This is a genomic window from Sphingobacterium pedocola (genome assembly GCF_015209965.1).
GTDB lineage: Bacteria > Bacteroidota > Bacteroidia > Sphingobacteriales > Sphingobacteriaceae > Sphingobacterium > Sphingobacterium pedocola.
This window is the reverse complement of sequence record NZ_MU158689.1, coordinates 2,062,110-2,085,937: the sequence shown is the minus strand read 5'-3', so window position 1 is coordinate 2,085,937 and position 23,828 is coordinate 2,062,110. Positions and strand designations below refer to the sequence as shown.

The 23,828-nt window shown below is 38.6% G+C and carries 23 protein-coding genes; 10 read left to right on the top strand and 13 right to left on the bottom strand.

Annotated features, from left to right (window positions below):
- The first annotated feature begins 16 nt into the window (after window positions 1-16).
- Both C4F40_RS08815 and C4F40_RS08810 read left to right on the top strand, forming a co-directional pair.
- Entirely contained in the window at window positions 17-1,927 is a 1,911-nt protein-coding gene (locus tag C4F40_RS08815; RefSeq protein WP_196938960.1) for a glycoside hydrolase family 97 protein, read from the top strand.
- Window positions 1,928-1,957: 30 nt separating this feature from the next.
- Window positions 1,958-3,235 carry a Gfo/Idh/MocA family protein gene (locus C4F40_RS08810; protein ID WP_196938959.1) on the top strand — a complete coding sequence of 426 codons (1,278 nt, stop codon included), beginning with the start codon at window positions 1,958-1,960 and terminating at the stop codon, window positions 3,233-3,235.
- A 70-nt stretch (window positions 3,236-3,305) separates the two neighbouring features.
- Here the strand turns inward: C4F40_RS08810 and C4F40_RS21770 are convergent, their stop codons facing one another.
- Genes C4F40_RS21770 through C4F40_RS08795 form a run of 3 tightly spaced genes read right to left on the bottom strand, consistent with a single transcriptional unit; the run spans window position 3,306 to window position 5,800 of the window.
- A complete protein-coding gene (locus C4F40_RS21770; protein ID WP_196938958.1) occupies window positions 3,306-3,452 on the bottom strand; it encodes a FeoB-associated Cys-rich membrane protein in 147 nt (48 codons plus the stop codon).
- Between the two features lie 6 nt (window positions 3,453-3,458).
- Window positions 3,459-5,561: a ferrous iron transport protein B gene (gene feoB, locus C4F40_RS08800; RefSeq protein WP_196938957.1), complete on the bottom strand. Its 2,103-nt coding sequence runs from the start codon at window positions 5,559-5,561 to the stop codon at window positions 3,459-3,461.
- Entirely contained in the window at window positions 5,561-5,800 is a 240-nt protein-coding gene (locus C4F40_RS08795) for a FeoA family protein (protein WP_196938956.1), read from the bottom strand. The genes feoB and C4F40_RS08795 overlap by 1 nt, the downstream gene beginning before the upstream one ends.
- A gap of 113 nt (window positions 5,801-5,913) precedes the next feature.
- On the opposite strand from C4F40_RS08795, the gene C4F40_RS08790 reads away from it, so the two are divergent.
- Window positions 5,914-6,381, top strand: a complete 468-nt coding sequence (locus C4F40_RS08790) for a MarR family winged helix-turn-helix transcriptional regulator (protein WP_196938955.1) — start codon at window positions 5,914-5,916, stop codon at window positions 6,379-6,381.
- A 669-nt stretch (window positions 6,382-7,050) separates the two neighbouring features.
- Here the strand turns inward: C4F40_RS08790 and C4F40_RS08785 are convergent.
- Window positions 7,051-7,647, bottom strand: a complete 597-nt coding sequence (locus tag C4F40_RS08785) for a phosphatase PAP2 family protein (RefSeq protein ID WP_196938954.1) — start codon at window positions 7,645-7,647, stop codon at window positions 7,051-7,053.
- Window positions 7,648-7,831: 184 nt separating this feature from the next.
- On the opposite strand from C4F40_RS08785, the gene glmM reads away from it, so the two are divergent.
- Window positions 7,832-9,214, top strand: a complete 1,383-nt coding sequence (gene glmM, locus C4F40_RS08780; protein ID WP_196938953.1) for a phosphoglucosamine mutase — start codon at window positions 7,832-7,834, stop codon at window positions 9,212-9,214.
- 58 nt (window positions 9,215-9,272) lie between these two features.
- On the opposite strand, the gene rlmF is transcribed toward glmM, so the two are convergent.
- Entirely contained in the window at window positions 9,273-10,181 is a 909-nt protein-coding gene (gene rlmF, locus C4F40_RS08775) for a 23S rRNA (adenine(1618)-N(6))-methyltransferase RlmF (RefSeq protein ID WP_196938952.1), read from the bottom strand.
- 221 nt (window positions 10,182-10,402) lie between these two features.
- Here rlmF and thrS point away from each other — a divergent pair, with 221 nt between their 5' ends.
- The 4 genes from thrS (at window position 10,403) to rplT (ending at window position 13,583) form a co-directional block, all read left to right on the top strand.
- Complete coding sequence (gene thrS / locus C4F40_RS08770; RefSeq protein ID WP_196938951.1) at window positions 10,403-12,328, top strand: threonine--tRNA ligase; 1,926 nt, start codon at window positions 10,403-10,405, stop codon at window positions 12,326-12,328.
- Window positions 12,329-12,376: 48 nt separating this feature from the next.
- Window positions 12,377-12,901: a translation initiation factor IF-3 gene (gene infC, locus C4F40_RS08765; RefSeq protein WP_390881618.1), complete on the top strand. Its 525-nt coding sequence runs from the start codon at window positions 12,377-12,379 to the stop codon at window positions 12,899-12,901.
- Between the two features lie 34 nt (window positions 12,902-12,935).
- Window positions 12,936-13,136, top strand: a complete 201-nt coding sequence (gene rpmI / locus C4F40_RS08760) for a 50S ribosomal protein L35 (protein ID WP_136902235.1) — start codon at window positions 12,936-12,938, stop codon at window positions 13,134-13,136.
- 102 nt (window positions 13,137-13,238) lie between these two features.
- Window positions 13,239-13,583, top strand: a complete 345-nt coding sequence (gene rplT, locus C4F40_RS08755) for a 50S ribosomal protein L20 (RefSeq protein ID WP_140939483.1) — start codon at window positions 13,239-13,241, stop codon at window positions 13,581-13,583.
- A 77-nt stretch (window positions 13,584-13,660) separates the two neighbouring features.
- Here the strand turns inward: rplT and rimK are convergent, their stop codons facing one another.
- The 7 genes from rimK to lon form a co-directional block, all read right to left on the bottom strand.
- Window positions 13,661-14,593, bottom strand: coding sequence for a 30S ribosomal protein S6--L-glutamate ligase (gene rimK, locus C4F40_RS08750; RefSeq protein ID WP_196938949.1), 933 nt, complete (start codon window positions 14,591-14,593; stop codon window positions 13,661-13,663).
- Window positions 14,594-14,640: 47 nt separating this feature from the next.
- Window positions 14,641-15,072: an ATP-dependent zinc protease family protein gene (locus tag C4F40_RS08745; RefSeq protein ID WP_231389972.1), complete on the bottom strand. Its 432-nt coding sequence runs from the start codon at window positions 15,070-15,072 to the stop codon at window positions 14,641-14,643.
- Window positions 15,073-15,078: 6 nt separating this feature from the next.
- Window positions 15,079-16,257, bottom strand: a complete 1,179-nt coding sequence (locus tag C4F40_RS08740) for an AIR synthase related protein (RefSeq protein WP_196938948.1) — start codon at window positions 16,255-16,257, stop codon at window positions 15,079-15,081.
- A 133-nt stretch (window positions 16,258-16,390) separates the two neighbouring features.
- The gene (locus C4F40_RS08735) at window positions 16,391-16,873 is read right to left on the bottom strand and encodes a DNA-deoxyinosine glycosylase (protein WP_196938947.1); all 483 of its coding nucleotides are present in this window, start codon (window positions 16,871-16,873) and stop codon (window positions 16,391-16,393) included.
- A gap of 9 nt (window positions 16,874-16,882) precedes the next feature.
- Window positions 16,883-17,389, bottom strand: coding sequence for a ribonuclease HI (gene rnhA, locus C4F40_RS08730; protein WP_196938946.1), 507 nt, complete (start codon window positions 17,387-17,389; stop codon window positions 16,883-16,885).
- Window positions 17,390-17,604: 215 nt separating this feature from the next.
- Window positions 17,605-18,114, bottom strand: a complete 510-nt coding sequence (locus tag C4F40_RS08725; RefSeq protein WP_196938945.1) for an FUSC family protein — start codon at window positions 18,112-18,114, stop codon at window positions 17,605-17,607.
- Window positions 18,115-18,315: 201 nt separating this feature from the next.
- The gene (gene lon / locus C4F40_RS08720) at window positions 18,316-20,778 is read right to left on the bottom strand and encodes an endopeptidase La (RefSeq protein ID WP_196938944.1); all 2,463 of its coding nucleotides are present in this window, start codon (window positions 20,776-20,778) and stop codon (window positions 18,316-18,318) included.
- Between the two features lie 307 nt (window positions 20,779-21,085).
- Between lon and C4F40_RS08715 the strand changes: the two genes are divergently transcribed.
- Window positions 21,086-21,754 carry a tetratricopeptide repeat protein gene (locus C4F40_RS08715; protein WP_196938943.1) on the top strand — a complete coding sequence of 223 codons (669 nt, stop codon included), beginning with the start codon at window positions 21,086-21,088 and terminating at the stop codon, window positions 21,752-21,754.
- Window positions 21,755-21,846: 92 nt separating this feature from the next.
- On the opposite strand, the gene C4F40_RS08710 is transcribed toward C4F40_RS08715, so the two are convergent.
- On the bottom strand, window positions 21,847-22,299 hold the full coding sequence (locus C4F40_RS08710) for a copper resistance protein NlpE (protein ID WP_196938942.1): 453 nt from the start codon (window positions 22,297-22,299) through the stop codon (window positions 21,847-21,849).
- A gap of 271 nt (window positions 22,300-22,570) precedes the next feature.
- On the opposite strand from C4F40_RS08710, the gene C4F40_RS08705 reads away from it, so the two are divergent.
- The gene (locus C4F40_RS08705) at window positions 22,571-23,794 is read left to right on the top strand and encodes an MFS transporter (protein ID WP_196938941.1); all 1,224 of its coding nucleotides are present in this window, start codon (window positions 22,571-22,573) and stop codon (window positions 23,792-23,794) included.
- Window positions 23,795-23,828 lie beyond the last annotated feature (34 nt).

Below are 23,828 nucleotides of genomic sequence, written 5' to 3'. Positions count from 1 at the left end.
AATGAATAATAACTAGATGAAAAGGGTCAGCATTTTAATTTTAGGAATATGGGTTAGTCAGCTCGCTATAGCCAACTCACTTTGGAGCCCAGACAATTCATTAGAGCTTCGGTATGAAGTTAAAAATGGTACATTAGTATATGAACTTTATAGATTAGGCAATAGCGTTATTAAGGAATCGAAATTGGGTGTTGTGTTATCCGATACAGATTTGTCGCAGAGCCTTCAGGTGATAAAGACGATGAGACCTCAAGATGTGTTGGATACCTATGATTATATCAACGGAAAGCGTTTTCACAATGTATACAGCGCGCGTAAGCAAATCATCCACTTGAAAAATGAAAGTGGTAGGTTATTGGATGTCACTTTTCAATTGTCGGACAATGGGTTGGCCTTTAGGTATTTCTTCCCGGATATTAAGAAAGAAACTTATGTAGAACGTGAGATAACGTCTTATCATTTCCACGGCGAAACAAAAGCGTGGCTGCAACCAGTTGCGGTAGCGAAATCCGGTTGGGAACAAACTAATCCTTCTTACGAAGAAAATTATGTGTACGGTGTTGCTGTAGGAGAGCTCGAGAGAACGAAATCAGGATGGGTGTATCCGGCACTCTTTCAACACAAAGATACCTGGGTCTCCATAACAGAATCCGGTCTTGAAGGGGATTACTGTGCTACACGTTTATCTCATTTATCTCCAAATGGGGTTTATGCTATCGCTTTTCCTGATGAGAGGGAAACTATGGGTGGCGAACGGATCAATCCAAAATCAAGCAAGAAATTTTATTCGCCTTGGCGTGTAATTGGAGTAGGATCGCTCGCAAATATTGTAGAATCAAGTATTGGTTCGGATTTAGCAGCTCCTTCTCGCGTAAAAAATACGTCTTTTGTGAAAACGGGGAAGGCTTCTTGGAGCTGGATTAATTCAAAAGATAATTTTATAGTTTACGACGAGCAAAAGAAATATATAGATTTTGCACACGCCATGAACTGGGAATATTGTCTTATCGATGTTAATTGGGATACTAAAATAGGGTATGATAAGATAAAAGAGTTGGCCGAATATGGTAAGACGAAAAATGTAGATCTGATTCTTTGGTATAATTCAGCAGGTGATTGGAACACGGTTCAATATTCTCCTAAAAATAAAATGCTCACCTCCAAGGTTCGTAGAAAGGAATTCGCTTTGCTAAAAGAGATGGGAGTGAAAGGTGTTAAAATAGATTTTTTCGGTGGTGATGGACGACGTGTGATTGCTTACTATCACGAAATTCTGAAAGATGCGGCTAAATACAATATTCTGGTAAATTTTCATGGCGCTACGTTGCCTAGGTCATGGTCTAGAACCTATCCAAATTTAGTAACTGTAGAAGCCGTGAAGGGGTTTGAGATGGTGACATTTGAGCAAAAAGAAGCGGATCGGCAGGCTAAACATAGTACCATGCTGCCTTTCACTCGCAACCTGTATGATCCAATGGATTTCACGCCAATGAATTTATATAAAATTCCTACCCATGTAACACGTAGAACGAGTTCTGCTTTTGAACTGGCAACAGCTGTATTATTTCAATCGGGAATCCAACATTATGCCGAATCGCCCGAAGGTATGCAACATGTATCTGGGGAAGTTCAAGATTTATTGCGCATCTTACCATCTCAATGGGAGGATATCCGCTTCATTGCCGGGTATCCGGGGGAATATGTTGTTTTAGCGAGAAGGTCCGGTCGTACCTGGTATATTGCAGGTATAAATGGAGAAGATCGCGAGAGAACGATAGACATTGATCTTTCTTTCTTGGAAGGAGATGTGGGTACACTTTTTCAAACTGGTAAGCACCGGCTAGATATTAAGACCGAAAATTTAAGCTTCAAAACCTCCATAAGGATAAAATTGGAAGCACAGGACGGTTTCGTGTTGAAAAACTAAATAAGTATACATAACCAATAATATGATATCATGGATAGGAAAGATTTTATAAAGAACTCAGGTCTTTTAGTTAGTGGAGCACTCTTTGGAAATACGGCGTTTGCAAATCTTCGATTCCCTTTGCGGGTTGGAGCCATTGGGATTAACGGAATGGGTTGGTCAAACTTAAATGCACTTTTAAAAGTGGATAATGTGGTTTGCACAGCGCTATGTGATGTGGATGCTAATGTGCTTGAGAAGCGAGCAGGTGAGCTGGCTGCGCGTAATATTAAAGTTAATACGTTTGAGAATTATAAGGATTTACTAGCTTCTAAAGAGGTGGATATCGTGATCATTGCTACCCCCGATCATTGGCACTGTCTGCAAATGATTGAAGCATGTAAAGCTGGTAAGCATGTGTACGTGGAGAAGCCAATCGGGAACTCAATTCAAGAATGTGAGCGTATGGTCATGGCTGCCAAAAAATACAATAGTATTGTTCAAGTAGGACAGTGGCAGCGAAGTCAACAGCATTTTAAGGATGCTATAGCATTTGTGCATTCAGGAAAGCTGGGAAAGATAAGATTGGTTAAAGCTTGGGCTTATCAAGGATGGATGAAAAGTATTCCTGTAAAGCCAGACTCAGTAGTGCCGAATGGGGTCAATTATGATTTATGGCTTGGCCCTGCAAAAAGGAGAGCATTTAATCAAAATAGATTTCATTTTGAATTTAGATGGTTTTGGGACTATGGAGGGGGGTTGATGACAGATTGGGGAGTGCATATGTTAGATTATGCCTTGATGGGTATGAATGTGTCCGATCCAAAATCGGTCATGGCTTCTGGTGGAAAATTCGCTTATCCAGATGATGCGGCTGAAACGCCCGACTCGTTAACTGCCGTTTTTGAATTCGATGACTTTAGTATCCAGTGGGAACACGCTAATGGAATAGACTTGGGGCCATATGGTAAAAACCATGGCGTTTCTTTCATCGGAAATAACGGAACTTTGGTGTTGAATAGGCAAGGGTGGGAGGTCATACCCGAGGGCAAACGCATGGAAGCCGTTTCTTTTCAAAAATCAGTTGATTCGGGGCTTGACAAACATATGGCAAACTTTGTCGAATCTATCCGAAAAAGCGATCAATTTATTTTAAATGCGCCAATCCAAGATGGGGCTCATATTGCAATATTTTCACAAATGGGCAACATAGCGTATCGAACAGGAAAGAAAATATACTGGGATAAATCGAAGCGGGAATTTACCGATGATGAATCAAATCAGTTTATAAAAAGCCATTATCATAACGGGTATAAATTAATTGTATAAACGGGAGGCTTAATCTAAAACTAAACTGTGAAGTTTTAATGCACAGTTTAGTTTTTTAATCATTTACGTTTTAAGATTGTTCCGCTTTACTAAAATTGCAGCCACAGCCTTTGTTACAGCCACCGCTTTGATTTTTAGCCGGGAAAAATCTTCTTGTTACGTATATTACGGCTACTACAAATATGAGTGCGATAATGATATACTGAATGGTTTCCATATCGATTTATTTTAAAAGTTGGTAAGCAACTAATGCCACTAAATAGGCTAGTCCGGTCATAAAACCTGTTTGTATTAATGTCCATTTCCATGATCCTGTCTCTCTTTTCACAACGCCAATTGTTGCCATACATTGCATCGCAAAGGCATAAAATAACAATAAGGATATTCCTGTTGCAAAATTATATGTTGGCTTGCCGGTATTGCGATTTACTTCACCTTTCATACGCTCAAATAGCGTTTGCCTTTGCCCTTCGTCTTCGATATCGACCTCTTCCCCCAAGCTGTAAACTACAGCCATAGTGCCAACGAAAACTTCTCTCGCGGCAAACGATGCTAATAAACCTATACCTACTTTCCAATCATAGCCCAAGGGTCTAATCATGGGTTCGATACCGCGACCTAAGTAACCAAGGTATGAATATTCAGTTTTGTAAGCGGTTATTTCATTATCAATTTCATCTTGCGAGAACTCAGGATTAGCCTCTGCTATATACGGCTGCGGATTTGAAAATCGATCATTGGGACCGAAATTTCCTAACACCCAAAGAATGATGGAAATAGCTAAGATTATTTTACCAGCTCCAATGAGAAAACCTGACGATTTTTCCCAGACGGTATTCAATACATTCTTCCAGTCCGGAGCTTTATAAGTCGGCAATTCAAAAATTAGAAAAGATTTTCGAATTGATTTTATTATTTTGTTAAGCACGAGAGCAGATAACAAAGCGCCTAGTATACCTAGGATGTACATTCCAAATAAGGTAATGCCCTGTAGATTGAATCCCCAAAATGTATCATCCGGAATAACAAGCCCGATAATAACGATGTATATGGGAAGTCTTGCAGAACAGGTCATAAATGGCGTAACCAATATCGTTAATAGGCGTTCTTTGGGGTTCTCAATATTGCGTGCAGACATTACTGCAGGAATCGCACAGGCAGCCCCAGACATCAATGGGATGACTGATTTACCGTTTAAGCCAAAAGGTTTTAACCACCGATCCATTAAAAACACAACTCGGCTCATATAACCGGTCTCTTCCATAATCGATATAAAGAGGAAGAGGATCGCAATCTGCGGCAGGAATATAACGATTCCTCCTATTCCGGCGATAACCCCATTTACCACTAGAGCGCTTAACGGGCCTTCCGGCAGTGCAGCAGCGGTTGAATCAGCTAAAAAGGCAAAGAGGGTATCTATACTATCCATCAAAGGGCCGGCCCAACTATAAATCGCTTGAAATATAATAAATAATAGTCCGAAAAAAATGATGTAACCTAGTACGGGGTGTATTAATAGATTGTCTATTTTTCCTGTTGTCGATAGCCGTTTGTTTTCTTTTTTGGCGACAATAGACATTAAGTCGCTTGCGATCGTATCATGTCTAGATATAGACTCATCTTTTTGTAGTTCTTGCGTGTCAAGCCGATGAGATTCACGTATTGTTTGCAACGCAGATCTTTTTTCTAAAGGGAGGCTGCTTATGTTGTCTTGAGCCAAATATTGCCAAGTTAGATACTCTGTTGCTAATGGAAATAACTGTTTGGCGTCTTCTAATGCGTTGCGGTATTTTTGAGGTAAGTCAACTGCGCCAAAGTAAGGCTTTAACTCAATATCGAAGTTTTGAATCAGTTGATCTATACCATCTCCCGAACGTGCATTAGTCTTAAAAACTTTTGTCTGTAAATAGTTTTCAAGCGCAGTATAGTCTATATGTAGTCCCTTTTGCTCTATCTCGTCGACCATATTAATAACGAAAATAGCGGGTAGACCTAATTCACGAATTTGCTGATACAGCACTACCCCTCTGTTGATGCTGGATGGCTCAGTAACGACAACAGTTAAATCCGGGAAATCGTCGTTAGCTTGATTGCTTAAAATATTGAAAACAACTTCCTCATCCAAAGAATTCGGAAACAGTGTATAAGTACCTGGGAGATCAATTATCCTGTATTCTTTTGCATTTGCCTTTAACGTACCTATACGCTTATCTACCGTGACCCCGGGATAATTACCAACTTTTTGATTTAATTTTGTTAACCGATTAAATAATGAAGTCTTACCTACATTGGGATTTCCTAATAATGCTATCGTTTTTCTCTTCATTATATTTTAGTAATCAAAATTAAGTTAGCTTCCTTTTTACGAATGGCAATTAAAGAATCTTGCTGAATGATATTTACACAAATAGGTCCCTGTAGAGGAGCTATGTGTTTTAGTTGGATAGTAGTTCCGGGCGTGAAGCCTAGTTCGTAGAACTTTGCAGGAAGTTCATTACTTCTAAAAGAATGAATTATTGCTCTTTCGCCTTTTTTTAATTTGTCTAAAGTAATATTGTTTTGCATTTTGTATCTTAGATAAGATATTGTTCATTAGAAATGTCCAAATATAATCAAAATGGGCGGCTTGCTGAGGTAAAATCTGTCACACTTTTGTATTATTTAGAATTATTATAAATATGAAAATTAACGAGCTGTTGAAAGTTAAAAAATTTAGAGACGATTGGCATAAGGCAACCTTAAATATTATCTATACAAATAGCTGGATTGTAAAAAAACTGGAACAACGCGCCAATAAAAAAGATATTACACTTCAGCAGTTTAATGTTTTACGAATTCTGAGAGGACAATATCCCAAAGCCGCGTCTAACAATCTTTTAAAAGAAAGAATGATTAATAGCACACCCGATATTTCCAGATTGGTAGATAGAATTGTTGCGAAGGGCTTGGTGATGCGCTCCAAAAATACTCTCGATAAAAGATCTGTCGACCTATGGATTACGGACAGAGGTTTACAGCTTCTTGATGAGATTGAAGAAGATATGATGTTGACGGATTTAATCAACAGTAATATCACGGAACAAGAAGCTCTTCAACTAAGTAGCCTGCTTGATAAGTTTCGAGGAAGCATGAACATGGACGATTAACTAATGGTTGTGATCATGGTGTTCATGATCATGATGCTCGTGCCAAGGAGAGTATGTCATGGTTATGCGTGTGGGAATCAAATATGAAATTGCGCAGTGAAACAGCGATCCCGAGGAACACAGCTATCATCTTTTTCTTGTTAAATTTATGATGATCAGCGGATCCGGATTTAAATAAAAGTGGTGGAAATAAGTAAGAATATACCTAATTACTACTGCAATGATTTTATCAAAGTATTAAGAAATATTTCCAATACTACTGTTGCTAATGGTTTTACTTACTACGAAACCTAATGGAGTCATAATGGCAAATATAAACGGCATGGAAATAATATGATGTATAGCTATTCCAAAACTAGCTGTGATTGATGTTCCGAAGCCAACGGCATCCCTTCTAACAGCGCGTGTAGGCCTAAACTTGCTATTATTTCTATCGGGAAAAGCCTTATGACTATTATGGTGTATGTGGCCGTGTTCAATACCTGATAAAATTGCACTAATACCAATTGGAAAATAAAGCTTCCTAGCACATACCGTTATGGCAAATAAAAATGCGCCACTAAAGACAGAATGAGCTTGAGTAAATTTGCGTTGTCGCGCTTGACAATAAAGATAGCTATCCACTTGCTAAAGCAGAACCAAATAAAATTGTAATAATTAGAGCAGAATTCATGTAGATGTGTTTTCTTGACTGTTTTCGTTTGCGAATCTCGGTAATAATCTTAAAAAGAGATTCCCGTTGAGGAGGCCAATTAATGCCCCAAGGACGGCTCCGCATAAGATGTCAAAAGGATAATGTACACCTACATATATCTGAGATATCGAAATTAATGCGGCCCACGTAATGGATAGCCACAAGGTGTGTTTCCACCTTCGCCTAAATAGTACAATCCAGAAAAATGCCATAGCGAAGTGATTTGTAGCATGTGAGCTTGTAAAACTGTAGCCCGAGCCACAGCGAACGCGAAGATTAATGTCATGTTTGAATTCAATATCATTGCAGGGCCGAAGACGTTTTACGGTTTTTTTGATCAAATGAGACGATATACCGTCCGAAATACCAAAATTGATTAAGGTGCAAAGGACGACTGCTAGACCGAATTTGCCGTAATTTTTTATAAAAAAAATAATTAGAAATAAATAGAGAGGTGCCCAAGTATATGGATTTCTAAGTATGGGTAGCAACCAATCAAATGCAAGATTACTCATCCCTTGATTGATAATCAGGAATATTTCTTTATCTAATTCTATTATTTGCTGCAACATGCGTAGTGATTTTGTGTTCTTATCCGATAAAAGTACGTTATTTTATAAAGAATAAAAATAAGTATGCGTCGTTTAAGTATACAAAGTTGCATCAAAGATGTGTTTTTGCGTTCGAATATCGAAGTATTTATTGTAAATTCTTATTAATAGTTTATTTTTACGGCCATTATATATTAGAAAGATTATGACTTTAATTAAATCCATATCTGGTATCCGAGGCACTATAGGCGGAAAATCAGGTGAGTCGTTAACGCCGATTGACATTGTTAAGTTTACAGCAGCCTTTGGTAAGATTTTAATCGGTAAAACAGGTAATAAGAAAATAGTGGTAGGGAGAGATGCGCGAGAATCGGGTGAAATGTTAAATAACTTGGTAGTCGGTACATTGCAAAGTATAGGTGCAGAAGTTATTGATTTAGGTTTATCTACGACACCTACCGTTGAAATTGCCGTGCCTCTTGAAAAAGCTGCAGGAGGGATTATTCTCACTGCTTCCCATAATCCAGGGCAATGGAATGCTTTAAAATTGTTAAATCATGAAGGAGAGTTTATTTCAGATGTAGAAGGCAAGGAGGTCCTCGCATTAGGTGAAAGTTTAGATTTTGATTTTGCCGAGGTACAAGATCTAGGAAAAGTTGTTCATGATGAAAGTTATCTGCAAAAACATATTGATGCTGTCTTGGCGTTGGAATATGTGGATGTGGAAGCGATTAAAAAAGCAAATTTCAAGGTAGCTATTGATGCTGTGAATAGTTCGGGCGGTATATTCATTCCTGCGCTGTTGGAGGCTTTAGGAGTTGAAGCTGTATATCAGATACATTGCACACCTAATGGTAAATTTCCACATAACCCTGAGCCGCTTAAAGAACATTTGACAGATCTATCCGCAGCGGTGTTACAGCATGACGCCGATCTTGGGATTGCCGTAGACCCAGATGTAGATCGTTTGGTATTCATGATGGAAGACGGCGAGTTATTTGGGGAGGAGTATACTTTAGTTGCAGTAGCCGATTATATCCTTCAGCATGAAAAAGGTAACACCGTGTCAAATCTATCGTCGACTCGAGCATTACGCGACATCACGCAACAACATGGCGGAGCGTATTTTGCTGCAGCAGTTGGTGAGGTAAATGTCGTAACCAAAATGAAAGAAGTAGACGCGGTGATTGGTGGAGAAGGAAATGGCGGTGTTATCTATCCAGCCTCGCATTACGGACGTGACGCGTTGGTAGGGGTGGCTATTTTCTTATCGCATTTAGCTAAATTAGGAAAGAAAGTTTCACAGTACAGGGCCGAACTTCCACAATATTTCATGTCTAAAAATAAAATTACGTTAACTCCGGAATTGGATATCGATAACCTATTGGCTAAGATGCAAGCAAAATATGCTCATGAAAATCATTCCGTTATAGATGGATTGAAAATCGATTTTGAAAACGAATGGGTGCATCTCCGCAAATCAAATACAGAACCGATTATCCGTATTTATTCAGAAGGAAAGACGCCTGAGGCAGCGGAAGCAATTGCCGAACGGATTATTGCCGAGATGAAAGAAATTATTGGTTAAGTATTGTCGTGTAAACAAAAAAAGGATCATTTCAATGGATCCTTTTTTTGTTTGATTGCTACCATTTCCACGCCAATATTCGTGATGTTTTTTGACCTTGTTTCATTGCAATTACTTCAACTTTGGAAGCTTTGTGGTATTCTAAAATAGATATAAGTGGCTTTAAATGATCTTTGCTAGAGACTAAAGAAGTAATCCAATTTATATTTTTCTTAAATTCCATACTTTCATAAATGAGCTTACTGATGAAAGCTTTCTCGCCGCCTTCATACCATAGCTCATTGGCGTGGCCACCGAAGTTTTGAACCGGTAAAGCGTCTTTCTTTTTATTCAGGTTGTCGAATTTTTTGGTGGTATTTTTCCAGTGCTCTTCCCTTGAGCCGTAATATGGCGGATTACCCATTACGACATCAAATTTATCGCCAGGGTATATTATACCCGTTAGAATTTTGTTTTTATCATCCTGAAACCGCAGATCAATCTGTTTCTTCAACCATACGTTTTTATTGATATTAATTTCTGCGTGGTGGATGGAAGTTCTATCGATTTCTGTTCCTACGAATTTCCATTCGTATTCTTGAGCTCCTATTAAGGGATATATTAGGCTTGATCCTGTTCCAATATCTAGGATGTTTATTTTTGTCCCTTTTGGAACCTCTCCATTATTTTCATCGGCTAGTAAATCAGCTATGTAATGCACATAATCGGCTCTTCCAGGAATGGCCGGGCAAAGGCTGTTTTTGGCAATCTCCCAGTGCTTCAGCTTATAGTCGGTCAATAACAACGATTTATTCAGTTCAAGCACAGCCTTAGGGTCGGAAAAGTCTATAGTTTCCTTGCCGAAATCGTTAATAAATACGTGTTTTTTAAGGCCGGCGTATCTACTGCTTAACTTTTTTAAATCGTATCCGGATTGGTGTTTGTTCCGAGGATGTAGTTTTGGAGTGGATTTTGCGTTATTAGCCATCTGTGTTTATTTTTTATGCAAAGGTACAGTTTAGATTTGAGATGCAAGAAAATACACATTAGATGTAGGTTTTTGCCTTTTAAGTTTTCTATCCTGCTAAATATTAGGTACCTTTGCAACTTATTAATTCATAGAATCGTTTGAGTATCCAACAGTATAATTGTGCATACTGATTTCAAGGGGTTCTTTAACTTTAAATAATTTAAAAATCATAGTTGTTCATGATTAACATTACACTCCCTGACGGCTCGGTACGTCAGTACGAAAAAGGTACTACTGCTATGCAAGTAGCCCTTTCTATCTCCGAAGGTTTAGCAAGAAATGTATTGGCAGCAGAAGTAAATGGTGAAGTTTGGGATGCCTCTCGCGCTATTGAAGAAGACGCTAGCATGAAATTATTGACGTGGAATGACGATAAAGGTAAATCGACCTTTTGGCATTCTTCTGCTCACTTGTTGGCCGAGGCTTTGGAATCTCTTTATCCAGGTGTCAAATTTGGAATCGGTCCTTCTATCGAAACCGGTTTTTACTACGATGTAGACTTTGGTGATCGTGAATTTTCTTCAGATGACTTCAAACAGATCGAAGATAAGATATTGGAATTGGCGAAGCAAAAACAAATCTTTGAGCGTAAAGCCGTTTCCAAAACAGATGCATTGACTTATTTCGCGGAAAAAGGCGATGAATATAAACTGGATCTCATCAAAGACCTGGAAGACGGGAAGATTACGTTTTATTCGCAAGGGAATTTCACAGATCTGTGTCGCGGTCCTCATATCCCAAATACAGGGTTTATAAAGGCAATAAAACTTACGAATGTAGCCGGGGCGTATTGGAGGGGGGATGAAACCCGCAAACAATTGACCCGTATTTATGGGGTCACTTTTCCTAAAGCTTCTGAGCTTTCAGATTATTTGAAATTTATCGAAGAAGCTAAAAAGCGGGATCACCGCAAATTAGGAAAAGAATTGGAGTTGTTTGCGTTTTCTGAGAAGGTAGGGGCTGGTTTGCCGTTATGGTTGCCCAAGGGAACTGCTCTTCGTCAGAAATTACAAGATTTTTTACAGAAGGCGCAATTACAAGCGGGTTATGAACCCGTGATTACGCCACATATCGGAAACAAGCAGTTATATATTACTTCTGGTCACTACGAGAAGTATGGCGCGGATGCGTTTCAGCCTATTCATACGCCTGTTGAGGGAGAAGAATTTTTCCTGAAACCGATGAACTGTCCGCATCATTGTGAAATTTATAAAATAAAACCGCGATCGTATAAGGAGTTGCCGGTTCGTTTCGCCGAATTTGGTACGGTGTATCGTTATGAGCAATCGGGTGAATTACACGGTTTAACTCGTGTGCGTGGGTTTACACAAGACGATGCCCACTTGTTCTGCCGCCCAGACCAGGTGAAGGAGGAATTTAAGAAAGTAATCGATTTAGTGTTATATGTTTTTGGAGCCTTGGGTTTTAAAGATTATACGGCTCAGGTATCGTTGCGTGATCCAGACAATAGAACGAAATATATCGGCACAGACGAAAATTGGGCTTTAGCAGAGAATGCGATTATTGAAGCTGCTGCTGAAAAGGGGCTAAATACGGTGGTCGAATACGGTGAAGCAGCATTCTATGGTCCTAAACTAGACTTTATGGTGAAGGATGCTTTGGGACGTAAATGGCAATTAGGTACCATTCAGGTAGATTACAATTTGCCAGAACGTTTTGAGTTGGAGTATACAGGTAGCGATAACCAAAAGCATCGCCCTGTCATGATTCACCGTGCCCCCTTTGGTTCATTAGAACGTTTTGTAGCAGTGCTGATCGAGCATTGTGCAGGGCAATTTCCATTATGGCTTGCCCCTGAGCAATTTATCGTCTTACCTGTGTCAGAAAAATATGAAGATTATGCACAAAAACTTTTAGAATCGCTAAATAATTCCGATATTCGCGGTCTGATTGACCTTCGAGATGAGAAAGTGGGTCGTAAGATTCGTGATGCTGAAATTAAAAAATTGCCTTATATGTTGATTGTAGGGGAAAAGGAGATGGAAAGTGGCACAGTTTCTGTTCGTAAACACGGGTCGGTAGATTTAGGTTCAATGACCCCTGACGAGTTTAGAGAAGTATTAATTAAAGAAATAACCGTTTAAATTTTTAAACATTTGGCATTAAAAAGACCGAGTGGTCCAAGACCACCAATGAGAAAGAAAGAACCAGATCACCGCATTAACGAACATATTCGCGTGCCAGAGGTGCGTTTAGTGGGAGATAATGTGGAACAAGGGGTTTTCCCTACGCGTAAGGCATTGGAATTAGCGGATGAGTTGGAGCTTGATTTAGTGGAGATTTCGCCAAATGCTGTTCCGCCGGTTTGTAAAATAATTGATTACAGTAAGTTCGTTTACGAACAAAAGAAGAAGCAAAAAGAAATCAAAGCTAATGCAAAGCAAACTGTTATTAAAGAGATCCGTTTCGGACCCAATACCAGTGAGCATGATTTTGAATTTAAATTAAAACACGCCATCCGCTTTTTGGAAGCGGGAGAGAAAGTACGTGCATACGTTCATTTTAAAGGTCGTGCTATTGTATTTAAAGAACAGGGAGAAATCTTATTGCTTCGATTTGCGCAGGCTTTGGAGGATTATGGTAAAGTGGAGTTGCTGCCGAAATTAGAAGGTAAGCGCATGTTCTTGACCTTGGCTCCAAAGGCCATTAAAAAATAGAAAATCTAACAGATTGATATAAAATTTAAGTATTATGCCAAAAGTAAAAACCAATTCCAGCGCGAAAAAACGCTTCAAATTGACTGGAACAGGTAAAATTGCAAGAAAGAACGCTTATAAAAGCCACATCTTGACTAAGAAAACTACCAAACAAAAACGTAACTTAACAACTACTAGTTATGTTTCTGATGGTGATACAGGTAACGTAAAACGTATGCTAGGTATCGGTAAATAAGTTTTATCATCATTATTTATTAATAACATTTTTTAACCGGGTATCGGGTAGTAAGATTGCTGAAAAACGCAACACCTTGTACCAAACTAAAATTTAAAAATTATGCCACGTTCGGTTAACGCAGTAGCTTCGAGAAGAAGAAGAAAAAGAATCATGAAATTAGCTAAAGGCTATTTCGGTTCACGGAGCAAAGTATATACTATTGCTAAAAATACAGTAGAAAAAGGTTTACAGTATGCTTATCGCGACCGTAAAACCAAAAAACGCGAGTTTAGAGCTTTATGGATTCAACGTATTAACGCTGGAGCCCGTCAACATGGAATATCATATTCTCAGTTGATAGGTAAATTAAGTGCTAAAAATATTGGCTTAAACCGTAAAGTTTTGGCTGATTTAGCTTTAAACAACCCAGATGCTTTCAAAGCAGTTATAGACGCAGTAAAATAGAGTTTTAATCCGCAGTCAATTTGTTAGATACAAAAAGGGACCCATTGGGTCCCTTTTTGCGTTATTTTTATTATAGGTTATAATTTACTTTCTTTCTTGATCTTGCGCTTTACGATCGGGTTTGATAGCTGTTTTACTTCATGCTGTCTTTCCAAATATTTAATGATTTCGCTGGCGATGTCTTTATGTGTCGCTGTTTCGATTCCTTCTAAGCCTGGCGATGAGTTAACTTCTAAAATTAATGGACCTCGATCAGAAGGCAACATATCCACTCCGGCAACTGTTAAACCCATAGCTTTTGCAGCAGCAATCGCTGTTTCACGCTCTTTTCGTGTTAATTTAACTATTTCTGCGGTTCCACCTCGGTGTAGATTTGAACGGAATTCCCCCTCTTTAGCAGTTCGTTTCATGGCTCCCACAACCTTTCCATCTACTACAAACGCACGAATATCACTACCTTTCGCTTCTTTGATGTATTCCTGAATGAGGATATTACTTCCCAAACCATAAAAAGCTTCAATTACTGAAGATGCGGCCTTCTTTGTCTCCGCTAGCACCACTCCTATACCCTGGGTTCCTTCTATGAGTTTGATGACCAAAGGGGCACCGCCTACCATACTGATCAAATCATCGACGTCCGAAGCGGTTCGTGCAAAACCGGTGATAGGAAGTCCAAGTCCCGCACCGGAAAGGATCTGCATACAACGCAGCTTATCTCTGGAGCGCGTGATAGCCTGGCTCGGGTTGGCAGAGATGACATTCATTACCTCAAATTGTCTTACAATAGCGGATCCATAAAATGTAACGGAAGCTCCGATACGAGGGATAATAGCGTCTATATCGGCTATATCATGACCTTTGTAATGTATACTTGGTTGCCCTTGTCGGATGCCAACGTAGCATTTACTGTGATCAATAACGATACATTCGTGACCGCGAGCTGCTGCAGCTTCTACAAGCCGTCGGGTAGAATATAAATGCTTATTCGTGGATAATACGGCGATTTTCACAAAGATCTGTTTATAATTAGTAACAAAATTGGAAAAGATAAGTTTGTTTAAAAGCTATTCTTAGCCAGGTACTTTTGAGAAACATCAACCAAAAATTTTTGGTTGATAAAGTTTCTACCCAATAACATGGGATAGGACATGGAAGAGCGGTCTCTTAAAGAGAGCTTAATGTCGAATAAGCGATCAAACATTCTAATCTTAGTAATAAAAATATGTCTGGTTTCTGTCTGACCGAAAGAGCTTTTTACGACCCGTTCACGGTGTACAGGAAATGTCAACGTTAGAATTTCTTCTTCTTCTAGATGTGGTTTAATATGACACGTGATGTAACGGTGCCCTTTTTTTTCAAATATCTTAAAATCTTCACAATGTAAAACAGAGGTTTCAGCGCCAGTGTCTACCTTCGCATAGATGTTATACATGCCCAGCTCGGGCAAATCTACAATTTCATGACGACCAATGATGCTCTTTTGTTTCAAACCTATCTATTCGTATGTGAATTCACCGTAGGGTGAGGTAATCGTAACTTGTTTTTTGCCCGAAGCTTCTACACGCCCGATTATTTGAGCAGGGATACCGAAGGAGTTTGAAATTGTAATGATGTCTGTAGCGATCTCTTCCGATACATATAACTCCATGCGATGGCCCATGTTGAAAACTTTGTACATCTCTTTCCAATCTGTATTAGACTGTTCTTGGATGAGGCTGAACAGTGGAGGAATAGGAAATAAATTATCTTTAATAATATGCATGTTGGTTATAAAGTGTAATACTTTTGTTTGGGCACCGCCCGAACAGTGTACCATGCCGTCAATTTGTTTACGGTACTTGTCTAGTATCTGTTTAATAACGGGAGCATAGGTGCGAGTTGGAGATAGAACCAATTTTCCAGCTGTGATTTCTTCTCCAGTTTCCACTTTTATTTTGTCAGTCAACGCTTTCCCCCCTGAAAAAACAAGTTCGTAAGGTACAGCAGGATCGAAGCTTTCTGGATATTTTTCAGCTACGGTTTTATTAAACACATCGTGACGCGCCGAAGTCAATCCATTAGAACCCATACCGCCGTTGTATTCTTTTTCGTAGGTAGCTTGGCCATTGGAAGCTAAGCCTATTATTACATTTCCTGGTTTTATGTTATGGTTAGAAATGACATCTTCGCGTTTCATTCGGCATGTTACCGTACTGTCGACAATAATCGTACGGACCAAATCCCCAACATCTGCAGTTTCTCCGCCAGTAGAAAAAATACCGATACCTAATTCGCGTAATTCCGCTAATATTTCTTCTGTTCCATTAATTATCTCCGCAATGATTTCTCCTGGAATAACGTTTTTATTACGTCCGATGGTTGATGACAATAAGATATTGTCGATAGCACCTACACATAGGAGATCATCGAGGTTCATGATGATTGCATCTTGTGCAATACCACGCCATACAGATATATCTCCCGTTTCTTTCCAATATATATAAGCCAACGAAGATTTGGTGCCTGCGCCATCTGCATGCATAATATTACACCATTCCTTATCTCCAGCTAGTATATCAGGTATGATCTTACAAAAAGCTTGAGGAAAAAGACCTTTGTCGATATTTTTTATAGCATTGTGCACATCCTCTTTACCAGCGGATACACCTCGTTGATTGTATTTTAAATCTGACATCTTAGCGCAAAAATAAACAAACTGAATGACATTGGTAAAATTTTTTATCGCCTTACCTCCCTTGGTCTTCACTTATAATAGTGGTAAGCTCTGTGAATTTGCTTTGGGCTCTGTATTCCCAAAGCTTTTATGGCTATTCGTCTTTAACAATCGACCATGCTGTCACCAACTTTTCTAATGTAAATTGTGCATTAGCCGGACTGGTACTAGGTAAGGTATGGTAGCTGATTTGTGATAGACGTTGGAAATATTTATCGTAGAGCTTTTGAGCTTTCTGTCCGTTGAAACATACCTTTTTTAATAAGGTGTATTCTTCTAGTGCCGCATGGATGGTATTTGGCTGCTCATGCAAGATAGCCGTATCCATGCTTCCCTGCCTTACTGCTGTTGCGCAAACGTCCCACAAGGCGATGTTGTTCTTATACAATAAGTCTATACGTTTTTTGTAATTGGTAGAAAATTTCTCTTTTGCTAATTCAAATAATACCTTCCAAAAGCGATTTTGAGGGTGCGCGTAATATTGTTGATGCGCGATAGAGCGGTCGCCGGGAAGCGAACCTAAAATTAATACGGTCGCTTCAAAATGCAGTATCGGAGGAAAAGATTGTTTGACCATATTCTGCATTTATATTATGTCAGATCTTTGCGCTTCCATCTCAAATATAGCGTCAATTTTCCAATTTGCTTTGTCTTTCGAGGCTGCTACGGCCAACTGATCACAACGCTCATTTAATGGATGGCCAGCATGTCCTTTCACCCAAACTAATTTTACATCATGAAATTTGTGGGATTGCAATAATCTTATCCAAAGATCTTTGTTTTTTTTTCCATGGAAGCCTTTCTGAACCCATCCATATACCCATCTTTTTTCGATGGCATCAATTACGTATTTCGAATCTGAAAAGATTGTTACTTTTTGCTTGATATTTTTTAATGCTTCTAGCCCAACTATAACCGCCATCAACTCCATACGGTTGTTTGTCGTTTTTCGAAATCCACCTGAAAACTCTTTTTCTATTAATTTGCCTTGAAACTCCGGATTTACCCCTTGATAAATGGTTCGTAATATCGTACCATATCCGCCTGGACCTGGATTTCCGCTTGATGCTCCGTCTGTATATAATTCGATCATTCATACAAAAATACACTTAATCTGAATATAGCCTATTAATATTTCTGTTAAAAATGAATTACATTGGTCACTTATTTCCGATATCAATATATAGAGAGACTGTCGAAATCTCGTCTGAATAATAATATTATTATCGTTGCAGTTTGTTAAGACGGATCTATAGAATTGCACCGTAAGTAGGGGCAACAGAAAATAATTTGTAAGTATTAGACTTGCTAATATCTGATTCCATATTTACGTTTGAAATAGCCGAAAATTACGGATGTAAATACGACTATTAACAAACCTATTACACAACCCAACCCCACCGATACGAAACGGAAGATCGGTGTAATGCTCATGGCAGTGTGATGCGGTTCCACCATGATGATTAGTAGTGCTACCAATGCTACTCGAGCCATATTCATGACATGGAACAACCGGCAAACTATAATGGTCAATATTATTCCGATAATGATGTTGTATATATTGGATTCATGTACGAACAAACAAAACATTGCGACAGAAGAACCAATAAAATTGGATTTAAACCGTTCAGTAGATAGCCGCCTAGAATCTTTTTCCTCAGGGGAGATAACTAAAATAATAGATAATAGGGTCCAGAAGAGTTCGAATTGGGGATAGGCATTATATAATGAGAATCCTACTAAGAAACCTATCAGACATCGTAAGGCGTAAACCAATAGTGGCGAAGAAATAAATTTTTTGAGGAAATTGTCAATCATATTATTGGGATACAAAATTAGCTTTTCTGTTGGGAAGATTAGTCTAATATTGTTAAAAATTTAAAAGGGCGGAGGATTTTAATTGCTCGAAGAACAAACACTACCTGTATTTTCTTTATAATTGATTAAATGAGCGTTTGATCATCTAACTTAAAAAAGCCATCAGAATAAGTTCTGATGGCCTTCTACATATTACTTTTTCTAGGTAGTTTCTCTTTCTAACACCTTGGCATTTTTTACCTTTTTCTGGAGCAGAGCTAATTCAATTACTTCTGACATCTCACTTACATAATGAAACGTAAGATCTTTAATATAGTCTTCTTTTATTTCAATGATGTCCTTTTTATTAGATTTGCAAAGGATGATCTCCTTAATGTTGGCACGTTTTGCTGCAAGTATTTTTTCTTGAATACCCCCCACAGGTAGTACCTTCCCCCGAAGCGTAATTTCTCCGGTCATTGCTAATTTTTCTTTTACCTTACGCTGTGTAAATAGCGAAGTTAACGCCGTAAGCATAGTGATACCGGCTGACGGCCCATCTTTAGGTGTAGCTCCTGCTGGAACATGTACATTGACATCCCATTGGTCAAATATTTTGTAATCAATGCCAAACTCTTCTGCATGCGAGCGAAGATAAGCCATTGCAATAGCCGCAGACTCTTTCATCACATCGCCCAGATTGCCTGTTAAGCTCAATTTGCCTTTTCCGGGACTTAAGCTAGACTCTATAAAGAGAATGTCACCACCTACTGACGTCCAAGCTAGTCCCGTCACAACTCCTGCTACTTCGTTGTTCTCGTATATGTCCTTGTCAAAAATTGGCGCGCCTAATATTTCTTCTACGATCGGTGCGGAGATATTCGTGTTATAGGGTTTTTCCATCACAATCTTAGTAGCTACACCACGTACTACAGAGCCTATTTTCTTTTCCAAACCGCGTACACCGGATTCCCTTGTATATTCCTCAATTATTTTTTCGATTACTTTAGGTGATAATGATACATCTTTGGTATTTAATCCGTGCATTTCACGTTGCTTTGGTAACAGATGTTTTTTTGCAATCTCTATTTTTTCTTCAATTGTATAGCCGTTTACTTCGATGATTTCCATCCGATCAAGCAGTGCCGGTTGGACGGAATTTAAAGAATTTGCAGTAGCGATGAACATCACTTTGGACAGGTCGTATTCCATCTCTACGTAATGATCATAGAAATTAGTGTTTTGCTCCGGATCCAACACTTCTAATAAAGCAGATGATGGATCGCCTTTAAAGTCAGAGCCGATTTTATCTATCTCGTCCAATACGAAAACTGGATTTGAGGTTCCTGCTTTTTTTAGAGATTGAATGATACGACCAGGCATAGCACCAATATAAGTCTTACGATGACCGCGGATTTCAGCTTCGTCACGTATGCCGCCTAATGCCATCCGAGTATATTTTCTTCCTAGTGCACGTGCGATAGATTTCCCGAGAGAAGTTTTTCCCACTCCCGGAGGCCCGACTAAACAAAGAATAGGAGCTTTCATGTTGTTTTTAAGTTTCAATACGGCGAGATATTCTACGATTCGTTGTTTTACCTTTTCTAGCCCGTAATGATCCTTATCCAATATTTTAATTGCACGGTTCAGGTCAAAATTGTCTTTCGTATATTCTCCCCAGGGAAGATCCAAAAGCAACTCTAAATAATTCAATTGCACGGAGTAATCAGCCGCCGCTGGATTAATACGAGCTAATTTTTCACTTTCTTTTTCAAAATGTTGTTTTAACTCTTGTGACCATTTTTTTGATTTGGCTCTCCTTTTTAAATCTTCCATCTCTAAATCAGGTGTATTTCCACCTAATTCTTCTTGGATTGTTTTCAGTTGTTGATTGAGATAGTAATCGCGTTGTTGCTTATCCAAATCGATACGGACTTTATTCTGGATTTGGTTTTTAAGCTCTAACATTTGAATTTCAGTCGTCAAGTGTTCCAACAACAGCTTAGCTCGTTTTACAAAATCTTTCATTTCCAAAAGATCTTGCTTGTCAACCATTTCTAGCGTTAAATTTGAGGATATAAAGTTGACAAGAAATGTAGGGCTATCAATATTTTTTATTGCGATACCTGCCTCGCTAGGGAGATGTGGAGAAAGTTGAATTACCTGAAGTGCTAGTTCTTTGATGGAAGAAATCAACGCTTTAAACTCTTTACTGCCTGTTTTAGGTTTATCCTCTGGGAAACGCTCAACCTTAGCTTTGATATATGGTTCCGATTGAATCAACTCAATAAGCCTGAAGCGCTGCTTACCTTGAATGATCACCGTGGTATTCCCATCGGGCATTTGTAAAATCTTAATGATATTTGCTACTGTGCCAACTTTGTAGAGTTGTTCGAAACCAGGGTCCTCAATATTCATGTCTTTTTGAGACACTACGCCAATCGTTCGGTTTCCTTTATACGCATCTTTTACCAGTTTGATAGATTTATCTCTTCCTACGGTAATCGGTATTACCACACCTGGAAATAAAACGGTATTGCGAAGGGGAAGAATGGATAAATCTTCTGGAATATCTGCTTTACTCATTTCGTCTTCATCTTGCTGACTTAGCAAAGGAAAGAATTCCGTATCTTCGCTAATCATTGGTATAGCCAAGTTGAAGTCGAATGTGTCAAATTTGCTCATCTATATATTGTTTGATTAATCCGACAAGATGTCAGATTGTTTAGTATAAAATCTTTAATAAACTGTGATTGCTTATAGTGCAAGTCCGGTGCCAACTTGAATATTTGGTATTATTTATGCTATATTAATTTCGATACTGCTAAAACGTCAGAAAATAATTTAGATTGACATAATTTTCAAAGACGTAAAAGTAATGATTTTCGAGGTGAAAATGTAGAATGTGGAAATGTTTATAAATATTAATTGTTTACTTAAACTTAATCCAGCATTTTTACTCTATTACATAGAAACTATATAAAATAAGGATATGAATTTAAAATTTGTGGGTACTCGTTTAAGAACATTAAAACTCGGAATTGCCACTTTGGCGCTAGCAGTAACTACTTTATCGGCTTACGCACAGCAAGAAGAACATAGCAACCCGAATGTCCGTCTCGGACAAAAAGCATTGTTGGATGGCGATTTTAAAAGTGCAGCTTCACATTTGGAAAAAGCCCTTCCTGCAGAAAATAAAGACCCTGATGTGTTATATTTGCTAGGTTATTCACAATTTCACACCGGCGAATACACGAAAGCAGCTGCTTCATTTAGCAAAGTAATTGCGTTAGATAGCAAAAATGCAAATGCGTACTATTATAAAGCAAAAGCGAATAACAATTTGGCCATTGCCAAAGAAAGCAAGTTATCGTTAGCTCAAAAAGAACAATTGTTAGCGTCATCTATAGATGATTACACTAAAGCTATTTCCGTAAACGCGAATGACGCTAAATTATATCAAAATCGGGCTATCTCTTATCGTGATTTAGGGATTTTGAAGGGAACGTCGGGGGCAGCAAATTATAATAAAGCTGTTGCAACTGACGCCTACAATAAAGCGATTGTAGATTATGAAAAAGTGTTGACATATGACGCTGCCCGTAAGGATATTCAGACTGAGGTTAAAAAAGCAAAGGTCTATAGAGATAACTTAAAATAAGCTATTCTCCGTTTAAAACAAGGAAGGCGAAAATATATTAATTTTCGCCTTCCTTGTTGTTTACTGCTATATCGATATTTAAAAGCTCCTTATCATTGTTTAATCAAATTATATAAATCTTTATTCGGGCCATCGATTTCTTTTCCTTCTTGATCCAATTGTATAAGCCGATTTTCGCCCACTTTATATTTGGTGTCCAATTCTTTGCCATGTAGATGGACGGTGCTGCCGTGGTCATGCCACATGATTTCTCCTGTATCTTCAACTTTCGTATTTCTATCCTGGTACTCTGCAGTATAGGTGAATGTCTCGTCGGCGTTCAAAACTACCGTAGTTGCAATCCCTGGACAATCGGCACAAGGTATCACGCCTTTATAGGTACCATTCCAATCCAGTGAGTTTTGAGAGGTATGGGAGGTATCCAGTAATACTTCATCGGTAGGGGTACTTGCTTCGTCAATTGTAGTTTGATTGTTCGTGTTCGAGGTGCAAGATGCATACATTAGGCATACTGAAAGTATGGCGGGGAAAAATAACTTATTCATGTTAATGAAATTATATAAATATCTATACAACGAATTATAGAAAACTTTGTTTTAACTAGAACTGATTTTGCAGTGTAAAACATTAACTTTGATTTATTAAATCGTTTGAACCATGTGGAGTATTACATAAAAAAGTGTTTTTTGTCACAGAGACAGAATTTTTAGCTTCTTAAATATGCTGTAAAGCATATCTTTTTCACTTCCTAATTACAGGGAACTTTTTATATTTTTTGCGAACAGTATACGTTTGGTGTACAAAAATTATTGTTTTATGTTACAATATTCCTGGAAAAAAACATTTTCCATTATTTGGATAGGTCAGTTTTTGTCGCTAGTAAGTACCTCAGCGGTAAACTTTGCAATTATTATTTGGTTGAGTTTAGAGACCGGGTCAGCAGAAGTATTGGCTTATAGCGCGATTGCAGCACTACTTCCTCAAGCTATCATCGGGCCATTTGCCGGCGTTTATATTGATCGGTGGGATCGCAAAAAAGTCATGATCTTTGCCGATGCATTTGTTGCGTTTTGCACATTGGTAATGGCTGTAAGCTTTTATCTAGGGAATGAAAGTTTACTGCTCATTTACGTGTTACTTAGCTTACGTTCAGTAGGCTCTGCGTTTCATATGCCTGCTATGCAGGCCGCAATACCCATGTTGGCTCCGGAAGATCAATTATTACGAATAGCGGGGATTAATCAAATGATACAATCAGTTTCGAGTATTGCCGGCCCCGCTTTGGGTGCGTTGGCAATCGGTCTATTTCGTATCGGAGACGTGCTTTGGTTAGACATCATTGGGGCTATCATTGCGATAACCAGTTTACTTTTTGTTCATATCCCTAATCCTAAAACGGATAGCATACAAAAAGCGAGTTTCAATCAGGTATTGGCCGACATCCGAATTGGTTGGAACGAAATTATGAGTAGAAAAGGTCTGGCTTGGTTATTCACCTACTCGGTTATAGCTACATTCTGTATCATGCCTTTAGCGGTGATTTTTCCATTGTTAACACTCAATCATTTTGGTGGTGGAAAATGGGAAATGAGTATTATCGAAATCATTTGGGGACTGGGGATGGTAATCGGGGGAGGGATTTTAGGTATCTTCAAGCCATCTATTCCTAAGGTAATACTTATCAATAGTATGCATATCATACTTGGAATCGCCTTAGCTCTTTCGGGCTATATATCTGCAAATATGTTTTATCTGTTTGTCGGATTAACGGCTGTTGGAGGTGTTTCCGCATCTATATATAATGCTGCTTTTACAACAATTCTTCAAGAAGAGATATCGGCGGATAGGCTGGGACGTGTATTTTCCATGTATTTTAGTATCGCGGTTATCCCGTCCATTGTAGGTTTGTTGCTTACGGGGTTTATCGCAGATAGTATCGGTATTAATTTGGCTTTTATAATCTTAGGATTGTCGATAACGCTGGTTGGCGTATTTTCTTTTTTTACTCCTGCTTTAATGAAAATCGGCCACAAGAAATAACAGGAGTTGAATTTTCAATTTCCTTTATTATATT